This window comes from Phaeobacter sp. BS52 (assembly GCF_045040595.1).
GTDB lineage: Bacteria > Pseudomonadota > Alphaproteobacteria > Rhodobacterales > Rhodobacteraceae > Phaeobacter > Phaeobacter piscinae.
Window position 1 is genome coordinate 135079 of sequence record NZ_CP090664.1, and the last position, 18097, is coordinate 153175.

The window sequence follows — 18097 nt, forward strand, 5'->3', positions numbered from 1 at the left end:
ATGCAGTTCGCCGCCCTTCTCCGCAAGGCCCGCATGGCCAGTCGCCGCGGCCTTGGCCAACCGGTCCTGAACTATCAGGTTCTGGGAGAACGCTGTTCCGGCACCAATTTCCTTGACCAGCTGATCCAGCAGAATTTTGCGGCCGCGCACCCACGCTATGACATGTGGAAACACGCGTTCCCCAACCTCATCGCGCTGCCTGCCAATGTGCTCTATGTGGTGATCTTCCGTGATCCGTTCCAATGGCTCGAAAGCATGTACGGCAAACCGTGGCACAGCGTGCCTGAGCTGCGCGATCTCTCCTTCTCGGAGTTCATCCGCGCCGAATGGCGCAGCGAAATCGACGTGCCTGCATGGTTCGATCTACCAAAGACCAGCCCCTGCAAGGGCCAGCCACTCAATCAGGATCTGCATCCGATCACCGGCGCGCCTTTTGCCAATCTGCTGGCCTTGCGGCGGGCCAAGGCCGAGGCACTCCTGTCCCTGCCACAGCGCGGCGCGCGCGTGCTCTACACCACCCACGCGGCCATCAGCCAAAACCCCGAAGAGATCATTTCCCGTATCGCCGCCGAAAGCCCGGTGCCCCGTAACACGCGGCTGGAGGTCCCGCAGGGGCACTATGGCTGGTCATGGTCCAATCGCGATGTGAAACCAAAAACGCCGGGCCACCTGATCACACCGGATGACCGTGCCTGGATCAGGGCTCAGCTTGATCCGGCACTTGAGGCGGCGATGGGCCTGCCGCTTGATGAGGCACCCCACGACGCCCCAACTGGCGCAGACTCCCGTCCCTGATCAGATCCGGGACGGCACATCCCGCCAGCGCCCCAGCGCCCGCCCGGCATAGATCCAAGCCATGGCGATCAGCATATGCCGGATCGAATGTTCGTTATAAATCACGTTGTCCGACAGCGCCGCGACCAGGTTGATCAGCACGTAAAACAGGTAATACCCGGAGGTCACGCTACCATCCTGCAGATACCAGCGGAAACAGCGGATCACGACCGCGATCAACAAACCGAAGAAAGTCACCGCCCCCAACAGACCATTGCCGACCATCAGCTCAATATAGCTGTTGTGGAACCAGTAAAGCCCCTCGTCGACGTAGGCCTCAATATAGAGCCGCGCATAAGACGGCACCGACCAGAAAGCCCCAAACCCAACGCCCCCAATCGGCGCTTTGGCGATTTCCTCCAGCCCAAAGGCCCAGATCACCGTGCGCCCGGTCAGGGTGCTGTCCTTGCCCAAACGCTCCAGCAGCAGCCCCAGCGCGTCAATGCCTGAGATATAAATCGCAAGGGGCACCAGAAACAGCACCATCAGCGAAAACAGCAGCGCCACCCGCCGCGCTGTCCCGCCCCAGCAGCGGATCCACAGCACCGGCACATAGATCGCCAAGATGGCAAAGGTCACATAAGCACCAGCTGATTGTGCCATGCCCAGCACCGGGATCATCAGCGCTGCCGCAAGCATGCCCAATATAGACAGCCGCCAATAAAACCCCAGGGTCACCAGCCCATGCGCCGCATTCACTGTCGCCTTGGCGAGGGAATTTTTGTGCATATAGATGCCCTTCAACGCCCCATTGGGATGAAACGCTGGCGACAGAAACGTCACGATGGAGTTCAGATAGGACAAGGCCACCCCGACGGCCGAGGTCAGGCTGACCACAATCATCGTGTGATGGGCTGGGATGGCGGAGGCAATGCGCACCGCGATCAGTGTGGTCATCGTCAGCTGAAAACTGCGATAGGCGGTGACCGGCGGGTTGACGCTCCACAGGGTGGAAGCCATGGCGATGACACAGGGCATCAGCACCGGCCAGGCCTGCCACAGGATCGCGGCACTCTGCCGCCAGTCGCGCAGGTACCACAGGATCGTCAGCGCATAGAGCGCCATCCAGCCCGGCGATTGAAACCCCAGCCGATAGACCACCCCGGTGCCAGACATGGCCGCAAGGATCAGATAGGCCATATGCAGATGGCCCCGCGTCACCCACAAACGCCCTGCCCCGCGCCGCAGCACAGATGCCGAGACCGGCCCGGACTGCCGCTGGGGGCCCTGATGAGGCTCAACCGTCAGTGTCATCTCGTCCTGCGCTGTGCTGTTGATGTCCGCTGCTTTCCACCGCTACCCGCTCCCGGTCTGCCAATCCAGCCATAGCACATGCGGAGCACTGCGCCCGCGTCCCATTGGCAACATCGGACGCCTCTGGTGCCAGTGCCCGGACGGTCGGCACCATCCAGAGCGCCGATTGTCCCAGCGCATCTGTCGCCTTGGCCTCCACCGGCCTGCGGGAGGCCTCACAACACATCCGCGCCCAGACCGGTGCCGCAGCGGTGCTGAGATCCAGTGCGCCGTCCGCATCAATTGGCAATGTCAGATCCCCTGCCCCATTGCTGCTGCGCCCAAGGCGCCAACACTGTGGCCGTCGCCACAGGCGCGAGGCAGCAGCCTGCATTTTCAACCCCATCCGGTTGTGCAGCACCGATGCCAGCCAAGGCAGGTGATCAGGGCGCATCACAACGTGCCTCAGCGCCCGCATCAGGTGACCGGCCCGCACGTCCCATGCCAGCTCCAACTGCGCATGACGCCGCACCAACGCGCGTCGACGGACATGCGCCAATGTCGCCAGATCCTCGTTGCCCGCCTGCGCCGCCAGATCGTCCAGCACATCAATCTGCGCCGCCAGATCCCCCGGCACATTGCGATAGGAGGTTGAGGCCGCATGGCGACGATAGAGATAGGCCGCCATTGGCAGCACCCACATCTTCGCGCCCGCCAGCACCAGCCGCAGGTAGAGGTCGTGATCCTCTCCAATCCGTAGCCGTGGATCATAGCGCAACTCGCTCAGAAAACGTCGCCTGATCAAGGGCTTGAGATACCCGATATGGCTGATACCTTCAGGATCTACGCCACTCAGCACCAGATCTTTCAGATTGAGCATCCGGGCCACTTTCGGGGCGTGCTGACCCAATATCGTCGCACCCCGCGCCATTGGCTGCTCAGAAAACAGGATCATATCGTCAGCGACCACATCCGCCGCCAGATCCTGCGCCGCGTGTAGCATCATTTCCAGCCGTCGCGGGTGCTGGCTGTCATCACTGTCGCAGATGGCAATCCAGTCCCCCCGCGTCAGCGCCAGCGCATCATTGCGGGCGATGGCCGGGCCGCCACTATCTGACCGCCGCCGCGCCCGGATCCGCGGGTCGGTGGCCGCTGCCGCGCAGATCAGCGTCCAGCTGTCATCCTCCGAGGCGTCATCGACAATAATCAACTCCAGATCTGTCAGCGTCTGCGCCAATACCGCCCCAATAGCCAAGGGCAGATGCGCCGCAGCATTGCGGCTGGCCATGATCACTGAAACCTGCGGCCGCCGGTCAGCCATCACGCTGACCCTTGGGTGGCGGGAGATCTGACACCACAGGGCCACGCGCGCGGATATGCACCGCCGCAGGAACCCGCCAGGCCGCCGACACTCCCGCAGCGTCGCCATAGGTCAGTGTCAGCGCGCCCCGTGATGCGCGATGGCACAAATCAGCCCAAAGCACGCTGTGGCTGCCATCTTCCTCCGGCATCGGGACCGCGATCCGCGTGCCCGCACCCTCCCCCATCAGCGTAGTGTCAGCCCCATCAGGTCCGATCAGATGCACCACCTCCGCCGATGCGTCAGATGCCCCCTCAACCTTTCGGCCGGACTTGCGACCGCGTGCCTTGGCCAAGGCCACCCGCGCCAATTGCGAGACCAGAGACGGATCCCGCAACAACTGTGTCGCAGCAGGCGCCAAACGACGTTGCCTCAGGTCCTCTGCCAGCGTTTCAAAGGACAACCGCCGCTGCAAAACCCGCCGCCGGTGGTTTAAAATACTTTTCATTTCAGTGTGTTGATCGAACTGCAACCGATCACTCAAACCCTCCAACGCCGCAAGCGACGCCTCAACATGCGCCCGACTGGAACGATGGGACAAGGACTGCGGATGCCGCCGGTACAGGTAAAGCGCCTCTGGCAGCAGCCACAGACGTCCACCGTGCAGCAACAGCCGCAGATAGAGGTCCTGATCCTCACCAATCGTCAGCGTTTCATCATAGTGCAGCGCCCCCAGCGTCTCGCGTCGGATCAACGGCTTGATGTAGCCCAGCTGCGCGCCAGCCTCCCCCGGCTCAGGCACCCGCAGCATATCCGCCGGGCTGATCTGGCGCGGCAGGTCCTGCGACCCCGCTCCAAAAACGCTGCGCGGCGCATCCATCGGCTCGGTTGCAAAATGGATCATATCATCGGCCACCGCATCGGCGCCCAACCTCTCAGCCGCCAACAGAAGGCGCCGCAGCCGGTCCGGGTGCATGATGTCGTCGGAATCGCAGATGGCCACCCATCCCCCGCGCGCAGCAGCCAGTGCCCGATTACGCGCAGCGGCCGGGCCGCTTGAGGTCTCCCACAGCAGCACCCGCACGCGGTCGTCCTGCGCAGCGGCGTCTTGCAGGATTTCAACCGATCCATCGCTGGAGCCATCATCCGCAACGATCAACTCCCAGTCCTCGTGCGTTTGCGCCAGCACAGACGCCAGCGCAGGACGCAGGTAGCGCGCGCCCTGATGATTGGCCATGATGATCGAAATCAACCGCCCCTGCCCCGCCGGTTCCTGCATTAGCCTGCCCATTCTGCCCCGAACATGTCTAACACGCCGCGCCGCAACGAGACCAGATCCGAAGGCAGACCTGCCCGGATCATGGTTCGGCGGGCATTTCCCGTGGCACGGTGTCCTCAAACTGCTAAGACTGGCGGCCAAGAGACGCCAAAGCGCAACTGCCGCCCCTTCGGAAAGATCCGCCATGACCGCCACACCCGCAGCACCTCAGCGCGACCACCAGACAAATGCGGGAGATTCGCGGATCGGTCCAACCTTGGTGGGGATCGGCGCGCAAAAATGTGCCTCTACCTTCATCCACGCCGCCCTTGGCGCCCACCCGGACGCCGCCGTGTCGAACCCGAAGGAACTGGATTTCTTCAGCGCCTATTTTGATCGTGGCTATCAGTGGTATCGTAGCCATTTCGCCCATGGCGCCGACAAGCCCGTCAGGTTCGAGGCCTCGCCCTCCTATTTCTACGACCCACGCTGCCCCGACCGGCTGAACGCTTTCGATCCCGAGATCAAGGTGGTCTGCCTGCTGCGTGACCCGGTGGCCCGTGCCTATTCCAATCACCTGCATGAGGTGATCAAGGGCCACATCCCTCCCCTCCCCTTTCATGAGGGGCTGGCCAACAATCCGGCCTACCTGGAGCAGGGTCTCTACAGCCGTCATCTGGGTCGCTGGCTGACCGCCCTTGGCCACGACCGTGTCTTGGTGATGCTGGCAGAGGAGATCAGCGCGGATCCGGTTGCCGCCGCGCAGAAGGTCTATCGCTTTGCCGGGCTGGACGACAGCCATGTCTCACCGGTGCTGCACGAACGCCGGAACGAGAGTGACCGCCCCCGCCTGCCGACCCTGCGCCGCGCGCTTCGTGCGGGGGGGGATCAACTGCGCAAGGCGGGGCTTGAGGATGGTCTGGCACGGCTGAAGTCCACCGGCCCGGTGTCGGCTCTGCTGCGCGCCAATAGCCAGAATATGCGGGATGTGGTGCCGCCCCTCCGGGACAGCGACATCGCAGCGCTGCGGACCTATTTCGCAGACGACCTGCGTCAGCTCCCAGCACTGTTGAAACGTGACAGCCTGCCCTGGGAAAGCTGGCAAGCCTTGCAACGCTAAAGAGCAATGTACAGATCTGTCCATTATGTCTTGATCAGAACAGAATAGCGTCCTGCGCAATAAGCAGATCCAGCGTCAGCGCCTCTCCCCTGTCATCAATCACCGCAACATTGATCCAGCCATCTTCCCCTTCGACTTGCAAAAGGTCGCGTGTCCCACGGCCGCGTTCCCCATCCAGCCAGCGCAGTTGTTCTGCGCCATCAAGGTCGAACCGGGTCAGATCCAGAGTGTCCCCGTGGGACAGGGTGAAATCATTGACCCGATCGGCAGGGCCGCCCTGGCTGAAGATGAAGGTATCAGCACCACCCCCGCCCCGCAGCTGATCGCGACCGATACCGCCATCCAACACGTCCTCTCCACCGCCACCGGCCAAACGATCCTTGCCACGCCCCCCAAATAGGAAATCATCGCCCCCTTTGCCGCGCAGAATATCACGGCCTTTATCCCCATAGAGATGATCTGCACCGCTGTTGCCGACCAGTTGATCCGCCCCGGCGCCGCCATGGATCAGGTCGGCGCCATCGCCGCCAAACAGATCCTCTGCCTGATCGGTCCCCTCCTGCTCGGTTGCGAAGTTGGGCGCACCGTACCGCTCCTGTCCCGGCAGGGACACATCGGTAATCACGGCAACCAAGGGCGGTGCGTCCGGGTCTGGCGTCCCAGCCCATGCCGCCTGATTTTCCGACACCGCCCAGAGGTCCGCAAAGCTCTTGACCGCGCCGGAGTACCACAGCCCGCCCGGCATGTCGGCACCGCTCAGATCGGCAAGAACCTTGCCATCCACCCGGAAAATCGCGCCTGTACCTGTCAGCTCAATCTCGTAGGTGTGCAGCCCCGCCGCCGCGTCAAACCCAAGGTCGACAACCAGTGGCCCCGCAGGGCCGTCCGCGAGACGCACGCGGCTACCATCCTCTGCTTCCATATGAATGCTCAGTTGAACCTGACGGGTGTTGGCGCCGACAAATTCGAAATCAAACTCCAGCCAACGGTCATTGCGATAGTCCTCCTGATAGAGAAACATGCCAAAAACCGTACCGTCCTGCATCTGCGGCGCCTGCGCTGTCCAGCTCCAGGTGCCGGTCTCATGGGCGGCCTCGGATTGCATTTCCCCACCGGTGAAGGTCCGCTCATCCGCGCCATTCTCAGATGTCAGATGCAGCTCAACCGCGCCCTCGGCATTGATATGCACGTTGTCCTGCGACCACTTGGTGTCCCGGGATTGCCCTGCGTTCCAGGTCGACACCAGCCAGTCGTCGTCATCGCGGACCTGACCCGGAACCCGAAGATCCACCGTTGGGGTCATGTCTGCCTGCGCGCTATCGGTTGATGCCATATCGATCACTCCAAACCTTCGTGCCGCGTGTAGCGGCGTTGCCTTGGGTTTGGTTCTCGGGGCGAACGATGGCAGGATTGTGCCTTAATTATCGCGCATTAATGCCCCATTCATACAGTTTAACGCAAACTCAAGAACAGTTTTAGAGGGTTGCTTTTTAGTCGAATTGCACAGCGCAGCGGGGCCGCCCAATAGACAGCCCGGTAGTCCCGACACAGCGCATCCCCCCGATGCACCACCGGTGATAATCCGGCGGCACCCGTATCGCGACCTCTCTGTCCCAGTGGGGACACTCAGCATGATTGACCCGTATCGGCAGCGAAACGGGTATGGTTAATATGTATTCAGATCTTAACGGCTTGAAAAGAAAAAAGGCTGCCCCCTTGGGACAGCCTCTGTTCCGCGCTTATCTGGGCGCAGCTTCTACCAATAAGTGGACCTAACTATTCTCACCATCCAAAGCGTCGAAAAACGCACTGATCGCAGTCTCTAGGCGGCGCTGATCAACCGCTGAGAAATCACGCTCCATCGCCATTTCGATGCGGCCATCCCGCGCAAGACAGCGCACTGTCCCCGCAGGGACAGTGCAGCGCAGCGTCGTTTTGGCCATGCCAGCCCGCTGGCTGGTGGTGGCTTCCGTTACGTCGGAGGGCGGTGTCTTCAACGCTTGGCGCAGCAGCGACAGTTCTTCCTCGGCGCTTGAGAAGCTCCGCTCGCGCAGGCGCTGTTTGAGCGCAGGCAAGGCGGATGGGGTTTCCACGAGGTGTTTTTTCAGATCCAGCCCCAGCGCCCGCGGGATGGCTTCGGCAAAAGACAACTCTGCGCCAATCAGCTCCAGCAGCTCCGCGAAGTGACGAATATAGCTCCGCTTCTGTCTCCCTGCCGAGGCATAAAGCAGCGCAACAGACTCTTCTACAGTGTCTGAACCGGTCTCCGGATCTTGCGAATAAGACAGCGCCAACTGTGCCATCTCCGCAAAAGAAATGTCCCGCCGCACGAGGTTTTCATCCACCATCCGGCGGTAGAGACCCTGAAGTGTCTCTCCCCGCGCAACCAGGCCTGCCGGGATCAGCCTGAACTGCTCATCCCCAGTCTCCTCATAAAGCGCGCGATAGGCTGACAGGCGGCGAAATCCCTGAACCAGCTGATACCCATCGCCGTCTTCCTCAACCCGGATCGGATTGGAAAGGCCGAGATCACGAATAGAACTCCTTCAACTCCTGCAGATCAGGATCCCGATTGACCGCACGGTCGCGGATCAGCTTGCTGGTGGAAATCTGATCCAGCGGGATCCGGTCGACCACAAGGCCAAGCGTCTTGAGCCGCACAAACTCATGCGCCAGCCGATCATTCTCGGCGCGGATATTCTGTTCCACCTCAGCCCGCGTCCGCAACGCATCAGCGTTTTCGCTGATCGCAGTGGCCATCGGCCCGCGCCGCGCCTCGCCTGAGCGGAAGGCAGATTTGGTTTCCGGCGCGCCGGTTGCCGGGTGCGACTCCGAGGCGGCAGGGGAGGGGGCCTCCGGTTTTGCAACTGTTGGCTCCGACGGAAAATCGATGTCGAACATTCTGCGCTTGCTCATGCCTCATCCTCCAACTGGGCCCATGCGGTCAGGGCATTATCCTTGAATTCCATATAAGCCTGATCAAACGAGGCGCGCGCCCGCCGCCAGGTTTCCCGCGTCATATCCCGATAGTCGATCTCATAGATCGAGCTGAGGAAGCGCCCGGATTGCTCCACCGCGCGGGTCATCTCGATCGGGTGCTCCGTCATTCTGTCGCCAAACACCTTCACAAATGCGTCGCGCATTGCCCGGTGCAGATCATTGCCGGATTCATAGCGCGTCAGCAGGAAGCGCACCTCCTGAAACACCTTCGGCAGGCTGAACGTCCCCGCGGGGACAACGCCATTGAACGCAGAGAGATCCTCCAGCGCCTCGGAGAGCTGACCGATGAAGGAGGTCGTGGAGTCATATTCCCAGTAACCAGGATCCGACGGGATATAGAGCATGTCTGCCGCAAAAACCGCATTCATTGACTGATAGCCAATCGCGGGCGGGCAATCGAAGATCATCATATCATAATCTTCTGACGGCAGCTGATCCAGGTAGCGCGACACCGCCGCAAAAAAGGACCACTCAGGATTGAGGTGCCGGTACTGGGCAGAGGCAAATTCCACAAAGGCGGCATTGGCGCAGCTGGGGATCACATCAATCGTGGGCCAGCTGGTGGGTTTGACAAAGTCGCTGATCCGCAGATCCTGAAGCCCCATGCCGGTGATGGCCTCCGGCAGCCGGCGTTCGGGCAGGGCAGCCCCGGACTCCGCGCCGCGGGTGCTGGCGTTCATGCGCTCAGTCTCACGCACCAGATCGCGCGCCATGATGCCCCAGACTGTATAATCCTCCGTCACATCACTCAGCCCCATGGAATGGGAGAGCGTGGCCTGCGGATCAAAATCAACACAGAGCACACGGTACCCGTCCAAGGCGGCGGCATGGGCGAAATGCAGCGCTACCGTCGATTTGCCAGCGCCCCCTTTGAAGTTGGAGATCGCCACCCGCAACGCCCGCTTTCCGGCGGGACGTTCGGGCATCAACGACTTGCGGTTCACCTTCAGGCGGCGGCGCAGCTCATTGATCTCCTCCAGCGAATACCAGCGCTGACGTCCGTCTTCCTCGACATGGCCCTGCGGCAGACTGGGGTCCGCCGCCAGACGGCCACGCAGGGTGGACTGGTTCACCTTAAAAATCAGCTCGGCCACCTCCCAGCTGGAGAACCGCCGCAGCGTCTTTTCCATCTTGGGAGAGAAGGTCTGCTGTCGGATCCAACTCTGCATTTTCAGCGATTGTGCCTGCATGTCTGCCAGGTCTTGATGGGTAAACATCTCTGCTCCTCGATCTCTGTAGTGCGCCCTTATTGATCAAGCGGACGCTTTTCCTACCTAAAAACCCGTTTACGCCGAATTTGCAAAAAACGCAAAAGCTATTATTGTCCGAATGAGCGTCCTGTCCCCGCGGGGACTACCTGCGGTGAAAGATAGGCAAACCCCTTGTTTTTCAGGACGCATGCGATTCGGTGGTGGGTGCCGCGATGGACGAAAAATGGCGTTTCCTTCGCCGATATAGGGGGACGTGATATTGAGCACCGCTGCATATTGGGGGACATTTCTGTCCTAATAGGGGACGCCCATGTTGTCACCCTATACCATGAATACCAATTTTTGACTCAAAAATGGGATTAGGATCGAGAGGCAAACAACAGCGCTCTTGACAGAATCGCATCTCTGGACGCAAATCAGGTACACCAACTTAAAAACGTTGAGTTCGGGTCAGGCTTCACCGATAATCGCTGAAAGCAGCACCACATGACCCCGACCAAGATCAACAGGATCTCATGGCAAACATGAGACGACAGAGGCAGCCATCCGACAATGGATGGAGACAAGAGGGCAGCCATGCTTGCCAGTAAACCCGTCGGGCGACAGGCCGCGGCGTTAAAATATGATATCCTCACTGCGTTGGGGATCTATGCCCTCTCGCTGGAGAAGGGGCCCCAGCGTCTGGTTCTCCGGTTCATGACCCTGATGACTGCCCGCTATAATTGGCAACGCAATGAACTGGCGGTCGGGCAACGCGAGATTGCCCGGATGTGGTCCGTCGATGAACGCACAGTGAAGCGGGAGATGGCCAAGTTACGCGCCCTTGGCTGGCTGGTGGTCAAACGGCAGGGCGCGCGCGGGCGGGTCACCGAATATGGGTTTGATCTGGAGTGTATCCTGACGGACACTCGCGGGTGCTGGGCGGCAGTTGGCCCCGATTTTGATCACCGGATGCGTGGCAGCGACGCGCCTGAGAAGAACGTGGTTCCTTTGATGACAGGAACAGCGGCACCGGCGCCAGATATCAGTGATGGCAGTGAGTGGAGCTTGGCGAAGGCGGTGTTGCATCAGGAAGACCCGGCCACCTATTCGGCATGGATACAAGCACTCACCCGGGAGAGCAGGGCAGGGGGGCGGCTGATCCTGCGCGCACCAAGCCGGTTTCACGGCAACTATGTCACCGCAAATCTGCAAGAGCGGCTGCTGGCCGCCTGTCATGATATCGACGCGGATGTGGATCAGCTGACGATCCTATCCTAGTAATGTGGGCACGAGGCTACGCGACGAAAAACAGCCCCCAAGCGACGGCTCGGAGGTTGTGAGGTTAACGGCGGGGGGCTCAGCGGCGCTGTGGCACCCGATCCTCAAATCGTTTGAAGGCCAGTGTGATCACCCCTGCGATGGCCATATAGACCAACGCCAGCAGCAACAGCGGCTCATAGACGATGAACGTATCCGACCGCACCCGAGAGGAGACCGCGTAGATGTCCAGAACGGTGATGGTTGCCACCAGCGGCGTTGCCTTCAGCTGCAGGATGGTTTCACCGCCAAGCGTAGGCAGAACGTTGCGGACAGCCTGCGGTAGCCAGATCCGGCGGAACATGGTCAGACGGGGCATCCCGTAAGCCTTGGCTGCCTCCAGCTGCCCCTTGGCCACACCAGAGAAGGCACCGCGCATCACTTCACCCTCGTAACCGGCGTAGGAGAGTGTGAGCGCCAGAACGGCATAAGGCCAGGCCTGTCGCAGGTAAGGCCACAACTCGCTGGAGCGGATCCAGGGAAATTGTGGAAACAGCGAGCCCAGCCCATAGTAAAGCAGCCAGATCTGCAACAACAACGGCGTGCCGCGGATGACCGTACAGAAAATGCGCGCGGGCGTAGAGAGATACCACGGTCCAACGGCCTGGGCGAGGCCAAGAGGCACCGCCAGTGTAAAGCCAAGGATGCTGGTGACCACAAGGATCCAGATGGTGGTCCACAACCCTTCCAGTGCCAGCGGCGCGTAGGTCGGGATCCAGTCCCAGCGCAACGACATCGCACACCAGACCACCAAGGCAGCGAACAGGGCCATCAGAACCAGCCGATGAGGTTGCATCAAGGATTTCAAGGCGGTCATTGGCGACCCTCCCGGAGCGAGGGCTGGCCGCGCCTTGCCCAGCGTTCGATCCAGCTGAAAATCAAGCCGGAACAGAGCGTTACCATCAGGTAGAGCGCTCCGGCCGCGAGGAAGAACGTGAAATAGGCGCGCGTACTGCTGGCGGCCTGTCGGGTTTCCAGGGTCAGCTCGGCAAAGCCGACGATGGCCAGCAGGGCGGTGTCCTTGGTGGCAATAAGCCAAAGATTGGCCAGACCCGGTGTTGCAAAACTCATCATAGCGGGGATGGTCACCCGGCGCATGGTCATGAACGGCGGCATCCCGTAAGACCGCGCCGCCTCAATTTGACCAGGGGGCACCGCCTTGATGGCGCCGCGCAGCACCTCAGTGGCATAAGCGCCCTGCACAATGCCGAGGACCCAGATACCCGCCACAATCCCGCTGATTTCCACCCGACCGTAGCCGAAACTGCTGAGCGACTTTGTTGATCAGATCGGTGCCGACATAATAAAGGATCAGGATCAGCACCAGTTCAGGCACGGCACGGATCACAGTGGTGTAAATGGCGAGCAGATCGCGAAGGATCGGCCCGCCATAGAGTTTTCCGTAGGCCCCGAAAAGCCCGATGATCAGCCCCATACCAAAAGCCCCAAGGGCGATCTGGAGCGAATTGGCGAGGCCCCGCAACAGGTTGCCCCCCCATCCCGGCGGCGAGAGCGACAACAGCTGCGCGCTCTCGGCCAGACCAAACAGGTCGAGGAGTCCGGTCACGTTATGTCCTTACTCGGAGTAGATGCTGGTCGTGAAATACTTCGAGGTGATCTCGGCATGGGTGCCGTCGGCCAGGATGGCCGCGATCCCCTTGTTGAGCGCCGCCAGAACATCGCTGTCGCCCTTGCGCACGCTCGGCGCCGACACCTTTGCCGAGGATCGCCTCGTCATTGGCGACGGGGCCCTTGATCTCGCAGCAGCCACCGGCATCGGAGCCGACAAAGTCCGCCATGGCGATGCTGTCGGCCTGGGTGGCGTCGATGCGACCGGCAAAGAGATCCTGATTGGCCTCATCCTGTGTCTGATAGACGCGCAGCTCGGAATCTTTGAAGTATTCCTGTGCATAGGTCTGGTGAATGGTGGAGGCCTGGATGCCAACAACTTTGCCCGCCAGCGATTCCGGTGTCGGTTCGATGTCCATCGACTTATCCGCCACGATCACCGCCGGGGTGTTGTAGTAGGGATCCGAGAAGTCGATGGTTTTCAGCCGCTCTTCGGTGATCGACATGGAGGCCATGATGGCGTCGATCTGCTGGCCGGTGAGGGAAGGAATGATGCCGTCCCAGGCCACAGGAGTGATGACACACTCCATCTCAGCCGCGGCGCAGACTGCATTGATCACGTCAATCTCCCAGCCAACCCACTGACCGGAGGAATCGAGTGATGCAAAGGGCGGATAGGGTTCTGCGGCCACACCAATCTTGACCGGCTCTGCCTGCGCGACGGCACAGGTTGCAGCCACGGTCGCGGCAGCAAGGACTGTAGATTTGAGATTTGATATCATAGACATAACTGTCTCCCTGTTTTGTTATTTGTACGTGTTGTTATGCGTTAGGCGACCGAACTGAGAAACTGTTTCAGACGCTCTGATTTCGGATTGCCAAAGACCTCAGACGGGGGGCCTTGCTCTTCGATCCGACCTTCGAAGAGATAGACGACATGGTTTGCGACCTCGCGCGCGAATTTCATCTCATGGGTGACCAGCAGCATGGTGCGCCCTTCCGCTGCCAGATCGCGGATCACGGTAAGGACCTCCCCAACAAGTTCGGGATCAAGCGCCGATGTCGGTTCGTCAAACAGCATGACATTGGGATCCACAGCCAGTGCCCGAGCAATGGCGGCCCTCTGTTGCTGACCGCCGGAGAGGAAGGCCGGAAAGGCATCGGCCTTGTCGCCGAGGCCCACGCGGGCCAGGAGTTCATGCGCACGGTGGATCGCCTCGGAACGGGGCATCTTCAGCACATGAACCGGCACTTCGATCACATTTTCCAACAGGGTGCGGTGGGTCCAGAGGTTGAACTGTTGAAACACCATTGCGAGACGGGTGCGAATGCGTTCGATCTGGCGGCGGTCGGCGGGACTGCCATCCGGGCGCATCGCCACGGTTTCACCTGCGATGACGATTTCGCCCGAATTGGGTGTCTCCAGAAAGTTGATGCAGCGCAGCATGGTCGATTTGCCGGAGCCGCTGCCGCCGATGATGGCCACCACATCGCCCTGCTTCGCGGTGAGGGATACGCCCTTCAGCACCTCCAGCGAACCGAAGGATTTGTGCAGATCGCTGACACGGATCGCCTCGGCCTGCGTGTGGGGTTCCACCGGCGTCTCAGCACGCGCCTGTGCAGGGGCAGATGCTGTCGAAAGCGGGGCAGGGTCTGCGGCAGCCGGATCAGGCATTTTCTGATGTCCTCATATTTCGGCTTGTAGTAAGGCCGACTTGGAGTAATTATGCAAGTGTATAATTACTGACAGCGTGACTGCGCAGCACATTGGAGAGCCCCGTGTCAGGTGAACGCCGGAAATTTAAGCGCGCAACCGCACAGGAGCGGAAAGAGGCGCTGATCCTCGCAACTTTGGAGTTGGTGGCCGAGAAAGGTGTGCGCGGCGCAACCGTGCGCGATATTGCTGAGCGGGCGGATGTGACACAGGGGCTGATCCGGCATTATTTTTCCTCCAAGGAGGACCTGATGACCGCCGCCTATGAGCATCACATGGTCTTCATCAGTGATCTGACCTTTGCCCCGGTTGCCGGGATGGAAGGAACCGCCCGCGCCCGTCTGGCCGGGTTTGTCGAGGCGTCTTTGCTGCCACCGGTGGTGGAGCCGACGGCGGTGGCGCTTTGGGCCGGGTTTTTGAACAAAGTGCAGCAGGATCCGCAGATGCGGCAGATCCACCAACGCACCTATGACTATTTTCGCGACAAGCTGGGCGAGTTGATCGCTGCCGCGCTGGACGAGGCGGGAGCCCCCGTCGACGCGGCGCGGCTGCATCATTTGGCGGTGGCCTGTAACGCGGTGATCGACGGGCTCTGGATGGAAGGCGGTGCCTTGCCGGAGGCGTTTGAAGAGGGCGAATTGCCGATGATCGGATTGGAATCCGTGGGCGCAATTCTGGGATTGAACTTGCAGCATAAGGCAGAACAGCCATGAGAATGACCGATGTGACCAAGCGGCTGGCGGGGCTTGGCGGGGCCAAGTGGGAGGTGCATCTGACCGCGCGCGAGATGTTCGCCGCGGGCGCGGATATCATCGAGATGACCATTGGCGAACCGGATGTGCCCACACCTGAGGCGCTGATGCAGACTGCCGGTGCCGCGATGATGGCCGGGCGCACCGGCTATTCGGACGGGCGCGGCGAGGCCAACCTGCGCCAGGCCCTTGCAACACGCTACAGCGCCAGCACCGGGCGGGCTTTGGGGCCGAACAACGTGCTGTGCTTTCCGGGCACACAGACTGCGCTTTATGCGGTCCTGATGGGGGTCGCCGAGCACGGGGACGAGGTGTTGGTGGGCGATCCCATGTACGCCACCTATGAAGGCGTGATCCGGGCAAGTGGCGCCGACATGGTGCCGGTGCCGTTGCGGCCCGAGCATGGGTTTCGGATGCAGGCCGATGATATCGCAGAGAAAATCACACCCCGCAGCCGCGCCATTCTGCTGACCACACCGCACAATCCTACGGGGTCCATTCTGACGGTTGAGGATCTCGACGCCATTGGACGGCTGGCGGAAGTGCATGACCTGTGGATCATCTCGGATGAGGTTTACGAGCAGCTGGTGTTTGACGCGGCGGAATTTGTGTCACCGCTGGCGCGCGCGGCCTTTGCCGAGCGGGTGATTGTGGTGTCGTCGATCTCCAAATCACATGCGGCGCCGGGGTTCCGCAGTGGCTGGTGTATTGCCAGCACGGCCTTCTGTGACGGGTTGCTGCCGCTGTCGGAGACGATGCTGTTCGGCAATCAGCCTTTCATCGCGGATATGACGGAGCAGGCGGTGCGCGAAGGCTCGCCCGTGGCGGCGGGGATGCGCAGACGATTCGCAGCGCGTGCGGCAAAGCTGGCGGAGCGGTTGCACCGCGACACGGCTTTGCGGGTGCACAGTCCGGAGGCTGGCATGTTTGCCATGATTGATGTGGCAGCAACCGGTCTGGACGGTGACGCCTATGCGCACGACCTGTTGCACAGCGCCGGGGTTGCCGTGATGCCGGGATCATCCTTCGGCGAGAGCTTGCGGGGCTGGGTGCGGGTGGCACTCACGATTGAGGATGACGCATTTGATCGCGCGCTGACGCGTATCGTGGATCATGCCAGCCGCACATCAGCGGAGGTCGCATGACCATGGGGGATCACAAAACCGCAATACCCACAGTTGGTGAGGCGTTGGTTGAGGAACTGGCCGCACGCGGTGTGCAGCATGTCTTTGGCATACCGGGGGTGCATACGGTCGAGCTTTACCGTGGGCTCGGGAAATCTGATCTTCGCCATATCACGCCGCGCCATGAACAGGGCGCCGGGTTTATGGCGGATGGATATGCACGGGTGTCAGGTCGGCCTGGCGTTGCCTTTGTCATCACGGGGCCGGGGCTGACCAACACGCTGACCCCAATGGCGCAGGCGCGGGCGGATTCGGTGCCGATGCTGGTGGTGTCGGGTGTGAGCGAGAGCGGCTCTCTGGGGCAAGGAATGGGCCATCTGCATGAGTTGCCGGATCAGCATGCGCTTGCGAAGATGGTCGCGCTGAGGTCGGAGCATGTTGCGGCACCGCAGCAGCTGACGCCCGCGTTGGATCAGGCATTTGCACCAATTGCGGGCGCTGCGCTGTCTCGGCCCGGTCCCACCCATGTGCAGATCCCGCTGGATGTCGCAGGGATTGCCGCCAAGGAAGACAGCGCGCAAGAAACTATCCCAACTGATGAGCAGGGCAGGGGGCGTGTATCCCCGGCAGATCTGGCGGCGCTGATGCAGCGCCTGACCGCAGCGGAACGTCCCGTGATCCTGGCCGGGGGCGGCGCGCGGTTCTGTGCGGATCAAGTGCGCCAGCTGGCAGAATATCTGGGCGCGCCCGTGGTCCAGACCGTTAACGCGCGCGGTGTGATGTTTGACCACCCCTTGTCGGTGCCTGCCAGCCCCAGCCTCGGCTCGGTACGTGAATTGATCGAGGCGGCGGATCTGGTGTTGGCGCTTGGCACTGAGTTGGGACCGACAGATTACGATATGTATGCCACCGGAACCATGCCGCAGATGCCTGGGTTGATCCGGATCGACCTTTGTGCGGACCAGCTGGCGCGTCACCGGGCGGAGCTGGCGATCCAATGTGATGTTGCTGCTGTTTTGTCGGCTGTGCTTTCTGAATGGAAACCGGATGCGCATAGCCCAACCGATTGGGGCATCGGATTGGCTGAACAGACCCGGACGGCTGCCTGGGACGAAATCGGCGAGAGTTATCGCGCTCAGGTTACGGTGCTGAACGCGCTGCGCGCGGCGGTGCCGGGGGCAATTGTCGTCGGAGATTCCGCCCAGCCGATCTATGCGGGAAACCTCTACTATGACCACGACCGCCCCGGCGGCTGGTTCAATGCGGCGACCGGCTATGGCGCGCTTGGCTATGGAATCCCCGCTGCCATCGGTGCGGCCGTTGCCGCACCTGAGACACCGGTCATCTGTATTGCTGGCGATGGTGGCGCGCAGTTTTCGCTGCCTGAAATCATGACGGCGGTTGATGAGGCGCTCTCGATCACGTTCATCGTCTGGAACAACCACGGCTATCAGGAAATTGCCCGGTCGATGCAGGATGTCGGCGTGCCGGTGGTTGGCTGCGATCCGACACCACCGGATTTTGCAGCAACGGCACGCTCCTTCGGGATCTCTCATCGTGCGGTTTCGGCGGATCCGCAGGAGGTTGCCGCCGCAGTGAAGAGCGCGGCGACGGAAACCGGCCCCCGCATGATCGAAATCACCACCCCCAAATTCCTGCCAACACTGGCGACAAAGGACTGAG

General features: G+C 61.2%; 13 protein-coding genes and 3 pseudogenes. 6 read left to right on the forward strand and 10 right to left on the reverse strand.

Going from position 1 to position 18097, the window contains the following annotated elements:
- Nucleotides 1-795: a hypothetical protein gene (locus L0Z65_RS18420; protein WP_392342203.1), complete on the forward strand. Its 795-nt coding sequence runs from the start codon at nucleotides 1-3 to the stop codon at nucleotides 793-795.
- On the opposite strand, the gene L0Z65_RS18425 is transcribed toward L0Z65_RS18420, so the two are convergent.
- From L0Z65_RS18425 to L0Z65_RS18435, 3 genes are read right to left on the reverse strand one after another with little or no spacing between them, the layout of a single operon-like run.
- On the reverse strand, nucleotides 796-2088 hold the full coding sequence (locus L0Z65_RS18425; protein ID WP_392342205.1) for an O-antigen ligase family protein: 1293 nt from the start codon (nucleotides 2086-2088) through the stop codon (nucleotides 796-798).
- Complete coding sequence (locus L0Z65_RS18430; RefSeq protein WP_392342207.1) at nucleotides 2072-3388, reverse strand: glycosyltransferase family 2 protein; 1317 nt, start codon at nucleotides 3386-3388, stop codon at nucleotides 2072-2074. The genes L0Z65_RS18425 and L0Z65_RS18430 overlap by 17 nt, the downstream gene beginning before the upstream one ends.
- Nucleotides 3381-4646 (reverse strand): glycosyltransferase family 2 protein, encoded by a 1266-nt coding sequence (locus L0Z65_RS18435; protein ID WP_392342209.1) that lies wholly within the window; start codon nucleotides 4644-4646, stop codon nucleotides 3381-3383. Before L0Z65_RS18435 ends, L0Z65_RS18430 begins: the two co-directional genes overlap by 8 nt.
- A 184-nt stretch (nucleotides 4647-4830) precedes the next feature.
- Here L0Z65_RS18435 and L0Z65_RS18440 point away from each other — a divergent pair, with 184 nt between their 5' ends.
- Nucleotides 4831-5745 (forward strand): sulfotransferase domain-containing protein, encoded by a 915-nt coding sequence (locus L0Z65_RS18440; protein WP_392342211.1) that lies wholly within the window; start codon nucleotides 4831-4833, stop codon nucleotides 5743-5745.
- A 34-nt stretch (nucleotides 5746-5779) separates the two neighbouring features.
- On the opposite strand, the gene L0Z65_RS18445 is transcribed toward L0Z65_RS18440, so the two are convergent.
- The 3 genes and pseudogenes from L0Z65_RS18445 to L0Z65_RS18455 all read right to left on the reverse strand — a co-directional run bounded on the left by L0Z65_RS18445 (nucleotide 5780) and on the right by L0Z65_RS18455 (nucleotide 9962).
- Complete coding sequence (locus tag L0Z65_RS18445) at nucleotides 5780-7078, reverse strand: family 16 glycosylhydrolase (RefSeq protein ID WP_392342212.1); 1299 nt, start codon at nucleotides 7076-7078, stop codon at nucleotides 5780-5782.
- A 439-nt stretch (nucleotides 7079-7517) separates the two neighbouring features.
- Nucleotides 7518-8661: pseudogene (locus L0Z65_RS18450) on the reverse strand (ParB/RepB/Spo0J family partition protein).
- Nucleotides 8658-9962, reverse strand: coding sequence for an AAA family ATPase (locus tag L0Z65_RS18455; RefSeq protein ID WP_392342213.1), 1305 nt, complete (start codon nucleotides 9960-9962; stop codon nucleotides 8658-8660). Before L0Z65_RS18455 ends, L0Z65_RS18450 begins: the two are co-directional and overlap by 4 nt.
- Nucleotides 9963-10532: 570 nt before the next feature.
- Between L0Z65_RS18455 and L0Z65_RS18460 the strand changes: the two genes are divergently transcribed.
- Nucleotides 10533-11216 carry a DnaA N-terminal domain-containing protein gene (locus L0Z65_RS18460; protein ID WP_392342374.1) on the forward strand — a complete coding sequence of 228 codons (684 nt, stop codon included), beginning with the start codon at nucleotides 10533-10535 and terminating at the stop codon, nucleotides 11214-11216.
- A 79-nt stretch (nucleotides 11217-11295) separates the two neighbouring features.
- Here L0Z65_RS18460 and L0Z65_RS18465 read toward each other — a convergent pair whose 3' ends face one another.
- The 4 genes and pseudogenes from L0Z65_RS18465 to L0Z65_RS18480 form a co-directional block, all read right to left on the reverse strand.
- Complete coding sequence (locus tag L0Z65_RS18465) at nucleotides 11296-12072, reverse strand: ABC transporter permease (protein WP_392342215.1); 777 nt, start codon at nucleotides 12070-12072, stop codon at nucleotides 11296-11298.
- A pseudogene (locus L0Z65_RS18470) lies at nucleotides 12069-12822 on the reverse strand (ABC transporter permease). Before L0Z65_RS18470 ends, L0Z65_RS18465 begins: the two are co-directional and overlap by 4 nt.
- A 9-nt stretch (nucleotides 12823-12831) precedes the next feature.
- A pseudogene (locus L0Z65_RS18475) lies at nucleotides 12832-13612 on the reverse strand (transporter substrate-binding domain-containing protein).
- A gap of 41 nt (nucleotides 13613-13653) precedes the next feature.
- Nucleotides 13654-14499: an ABC transporter ATP-binding protein gene (locus L0Z65_RS18480; protein WP_241770507.1), complete on the reverse strand. Its 846-nt coding sequence runs from the start codon at nucleotides 14497-14499 to the stop codon at nucleotides 13654-13656.
- A 104-nt stretch (nucleotides 14500-14603) separates the two neighbouring features.
- On the opposite strand from L0Z65_RS18480, the gene L0Z65_RS18485 reads away from it, so the two are divergent.
- Genes L0Z65_RS18485 through L0Z65_RS18495 form a run of 3 tightly spaced genes read left to right on the forward strand, consistent with a single transcriptional unit; the run spans nucleotide 14604 to nucleotide 18096 of the window.
- Nucleotides 14604-15251 (forward strand): TetR/AcrR family transcriptional regulator, encoded by a 648-nt coding sequence (locus L0Z65_RS18485; RefSeq protein WP_392342216.1) that lies wholly within the window; start codon nucleotides 14604-14606, stop codon nucleotides 15249-15251.
- Nucleotides 15248-16435: a pyridoxal phosphate-dependent aminotransferase gene (locus L0Z65_RS18490; protein WP_392342217.1), complete on the forward strand. Its 1188-nt coding sequence runs from the start codon at nucleotides 15248-15250 to the stop codon at nucleotides 16433-16435. Before L0Z65_RS18485 ends, L0Z65_RS18490 begins: the two co-directional genes overlap by 4 nt.
- A 2-nt stretch (nucleotides 16436-16437) precedes the next feature.
- Complete coding sequence (locus L0Z65_RS18495; protein ID WP_392342375.1) at nucleotides 16438-18096, forward strand: 5-guanidino-2-oxopentanoate decarboxylase; 1659 nt, start codon at nucleotides 16438-16440, stop codon at nucleotides 18094-18096.
- The last annotated feature ends 1 nt before the right edge of the window (nucleotide 18097 follow it).

What these genes read in the sequence shown, in the direction of transcription:
- L0Z65_RS18420 (WP_392342203.1), top strand. Translation starts at nt 1, where the DNA reads ATGCAGTTCGCCGCCCTTCTCCGCAAGGCCCGCATGGCCAGTCGCCGC.
- L0Z65_RS18425 (WP_392342205.1), bottom strand. Translation starts at nt 2,088, where the DNA reads ATGACACTGACGGTTGAGCCTCATCAGGGCCCCCAGCGGCAGTCCGGG.
- L0Z65_RS18430 (WP_392342207.1), bottom strand. Translation starts at nt 3,388, where the DNA reads ATGGCTGACCGGCGGCCGCAGGTTTCAGTGATCATGGCCAGCCGCAAT.
- L0Z65_RS18435 (WP_392342209.1), bottom strand. Translation starts at nt 4,646, where the DNA reads ATGCAGGAACCGGCGGGGCAGGGGCGGTTGATTTCGATCATCATGGCC.
- L0Z65_RS18440 (WP_392342211.1), top strand. Translation starts at nt 4,831, where the DNA reads ATGACCGCCACACCCGCAGCACCTCAGCGCGACCACCAGACAAATGCG.
- L0Z65_RS18445 (WP_392342212.1), bottom strand. Translation starts at nt 7,078, where the DNA reads ATGGCATCAACCGATAGCGCGCAGGCAGACATGACCCCAACGGTGGAT.
- L0Z65_RS18455 (WP_392342213.1), bottom strand. Translation starts at nt 9,962, where the DNA reads ATGTTTACCCATCAAGACCTGGCAGACATGCAGGCACAATCGCTGAAA.
- L0Z65_RS18460 (WP_392342374.1), top strand. Translation starts at nt 10,533, where the DNA reads ATGCTTGCCAGTAAACCCGTCGGGCGACAGGCCGCGGCGTTAAAATAT.
- L0Z65_RS18465 (WP_392342215.1), bottom strand. Translation starts at nt 12,072, where the DNA reads ATGACCGCCTTGAAATCCTTGATGCAACCTCATCGGCTGGTTCTGATG.
- L0Z65_RS18480 (WP_241770507.1), bottom strand. Translation starts at nt 14,499, where the DNA reads ATGCCTGATCCGGCTGCCGCAGACCCTGCCCCGCTTTCGACAGCATCT.
- L0Z65_RS18490 (WP_392342217.1), top strand. Translation starts at nt 15,248, where the DNA reads ATGAGAATGACCGATGTGACCAAGCGGCTGGCGGGGCTTGGCGGGGCC.
- L0Z65_RS18495 (WP_392342375.1), top strand. Translation starts at nt 16,438, where the DNA reads ATGGGGGATCACAAAACCGCAATACCCACAGTTGGTGAGGCGTTGGTT.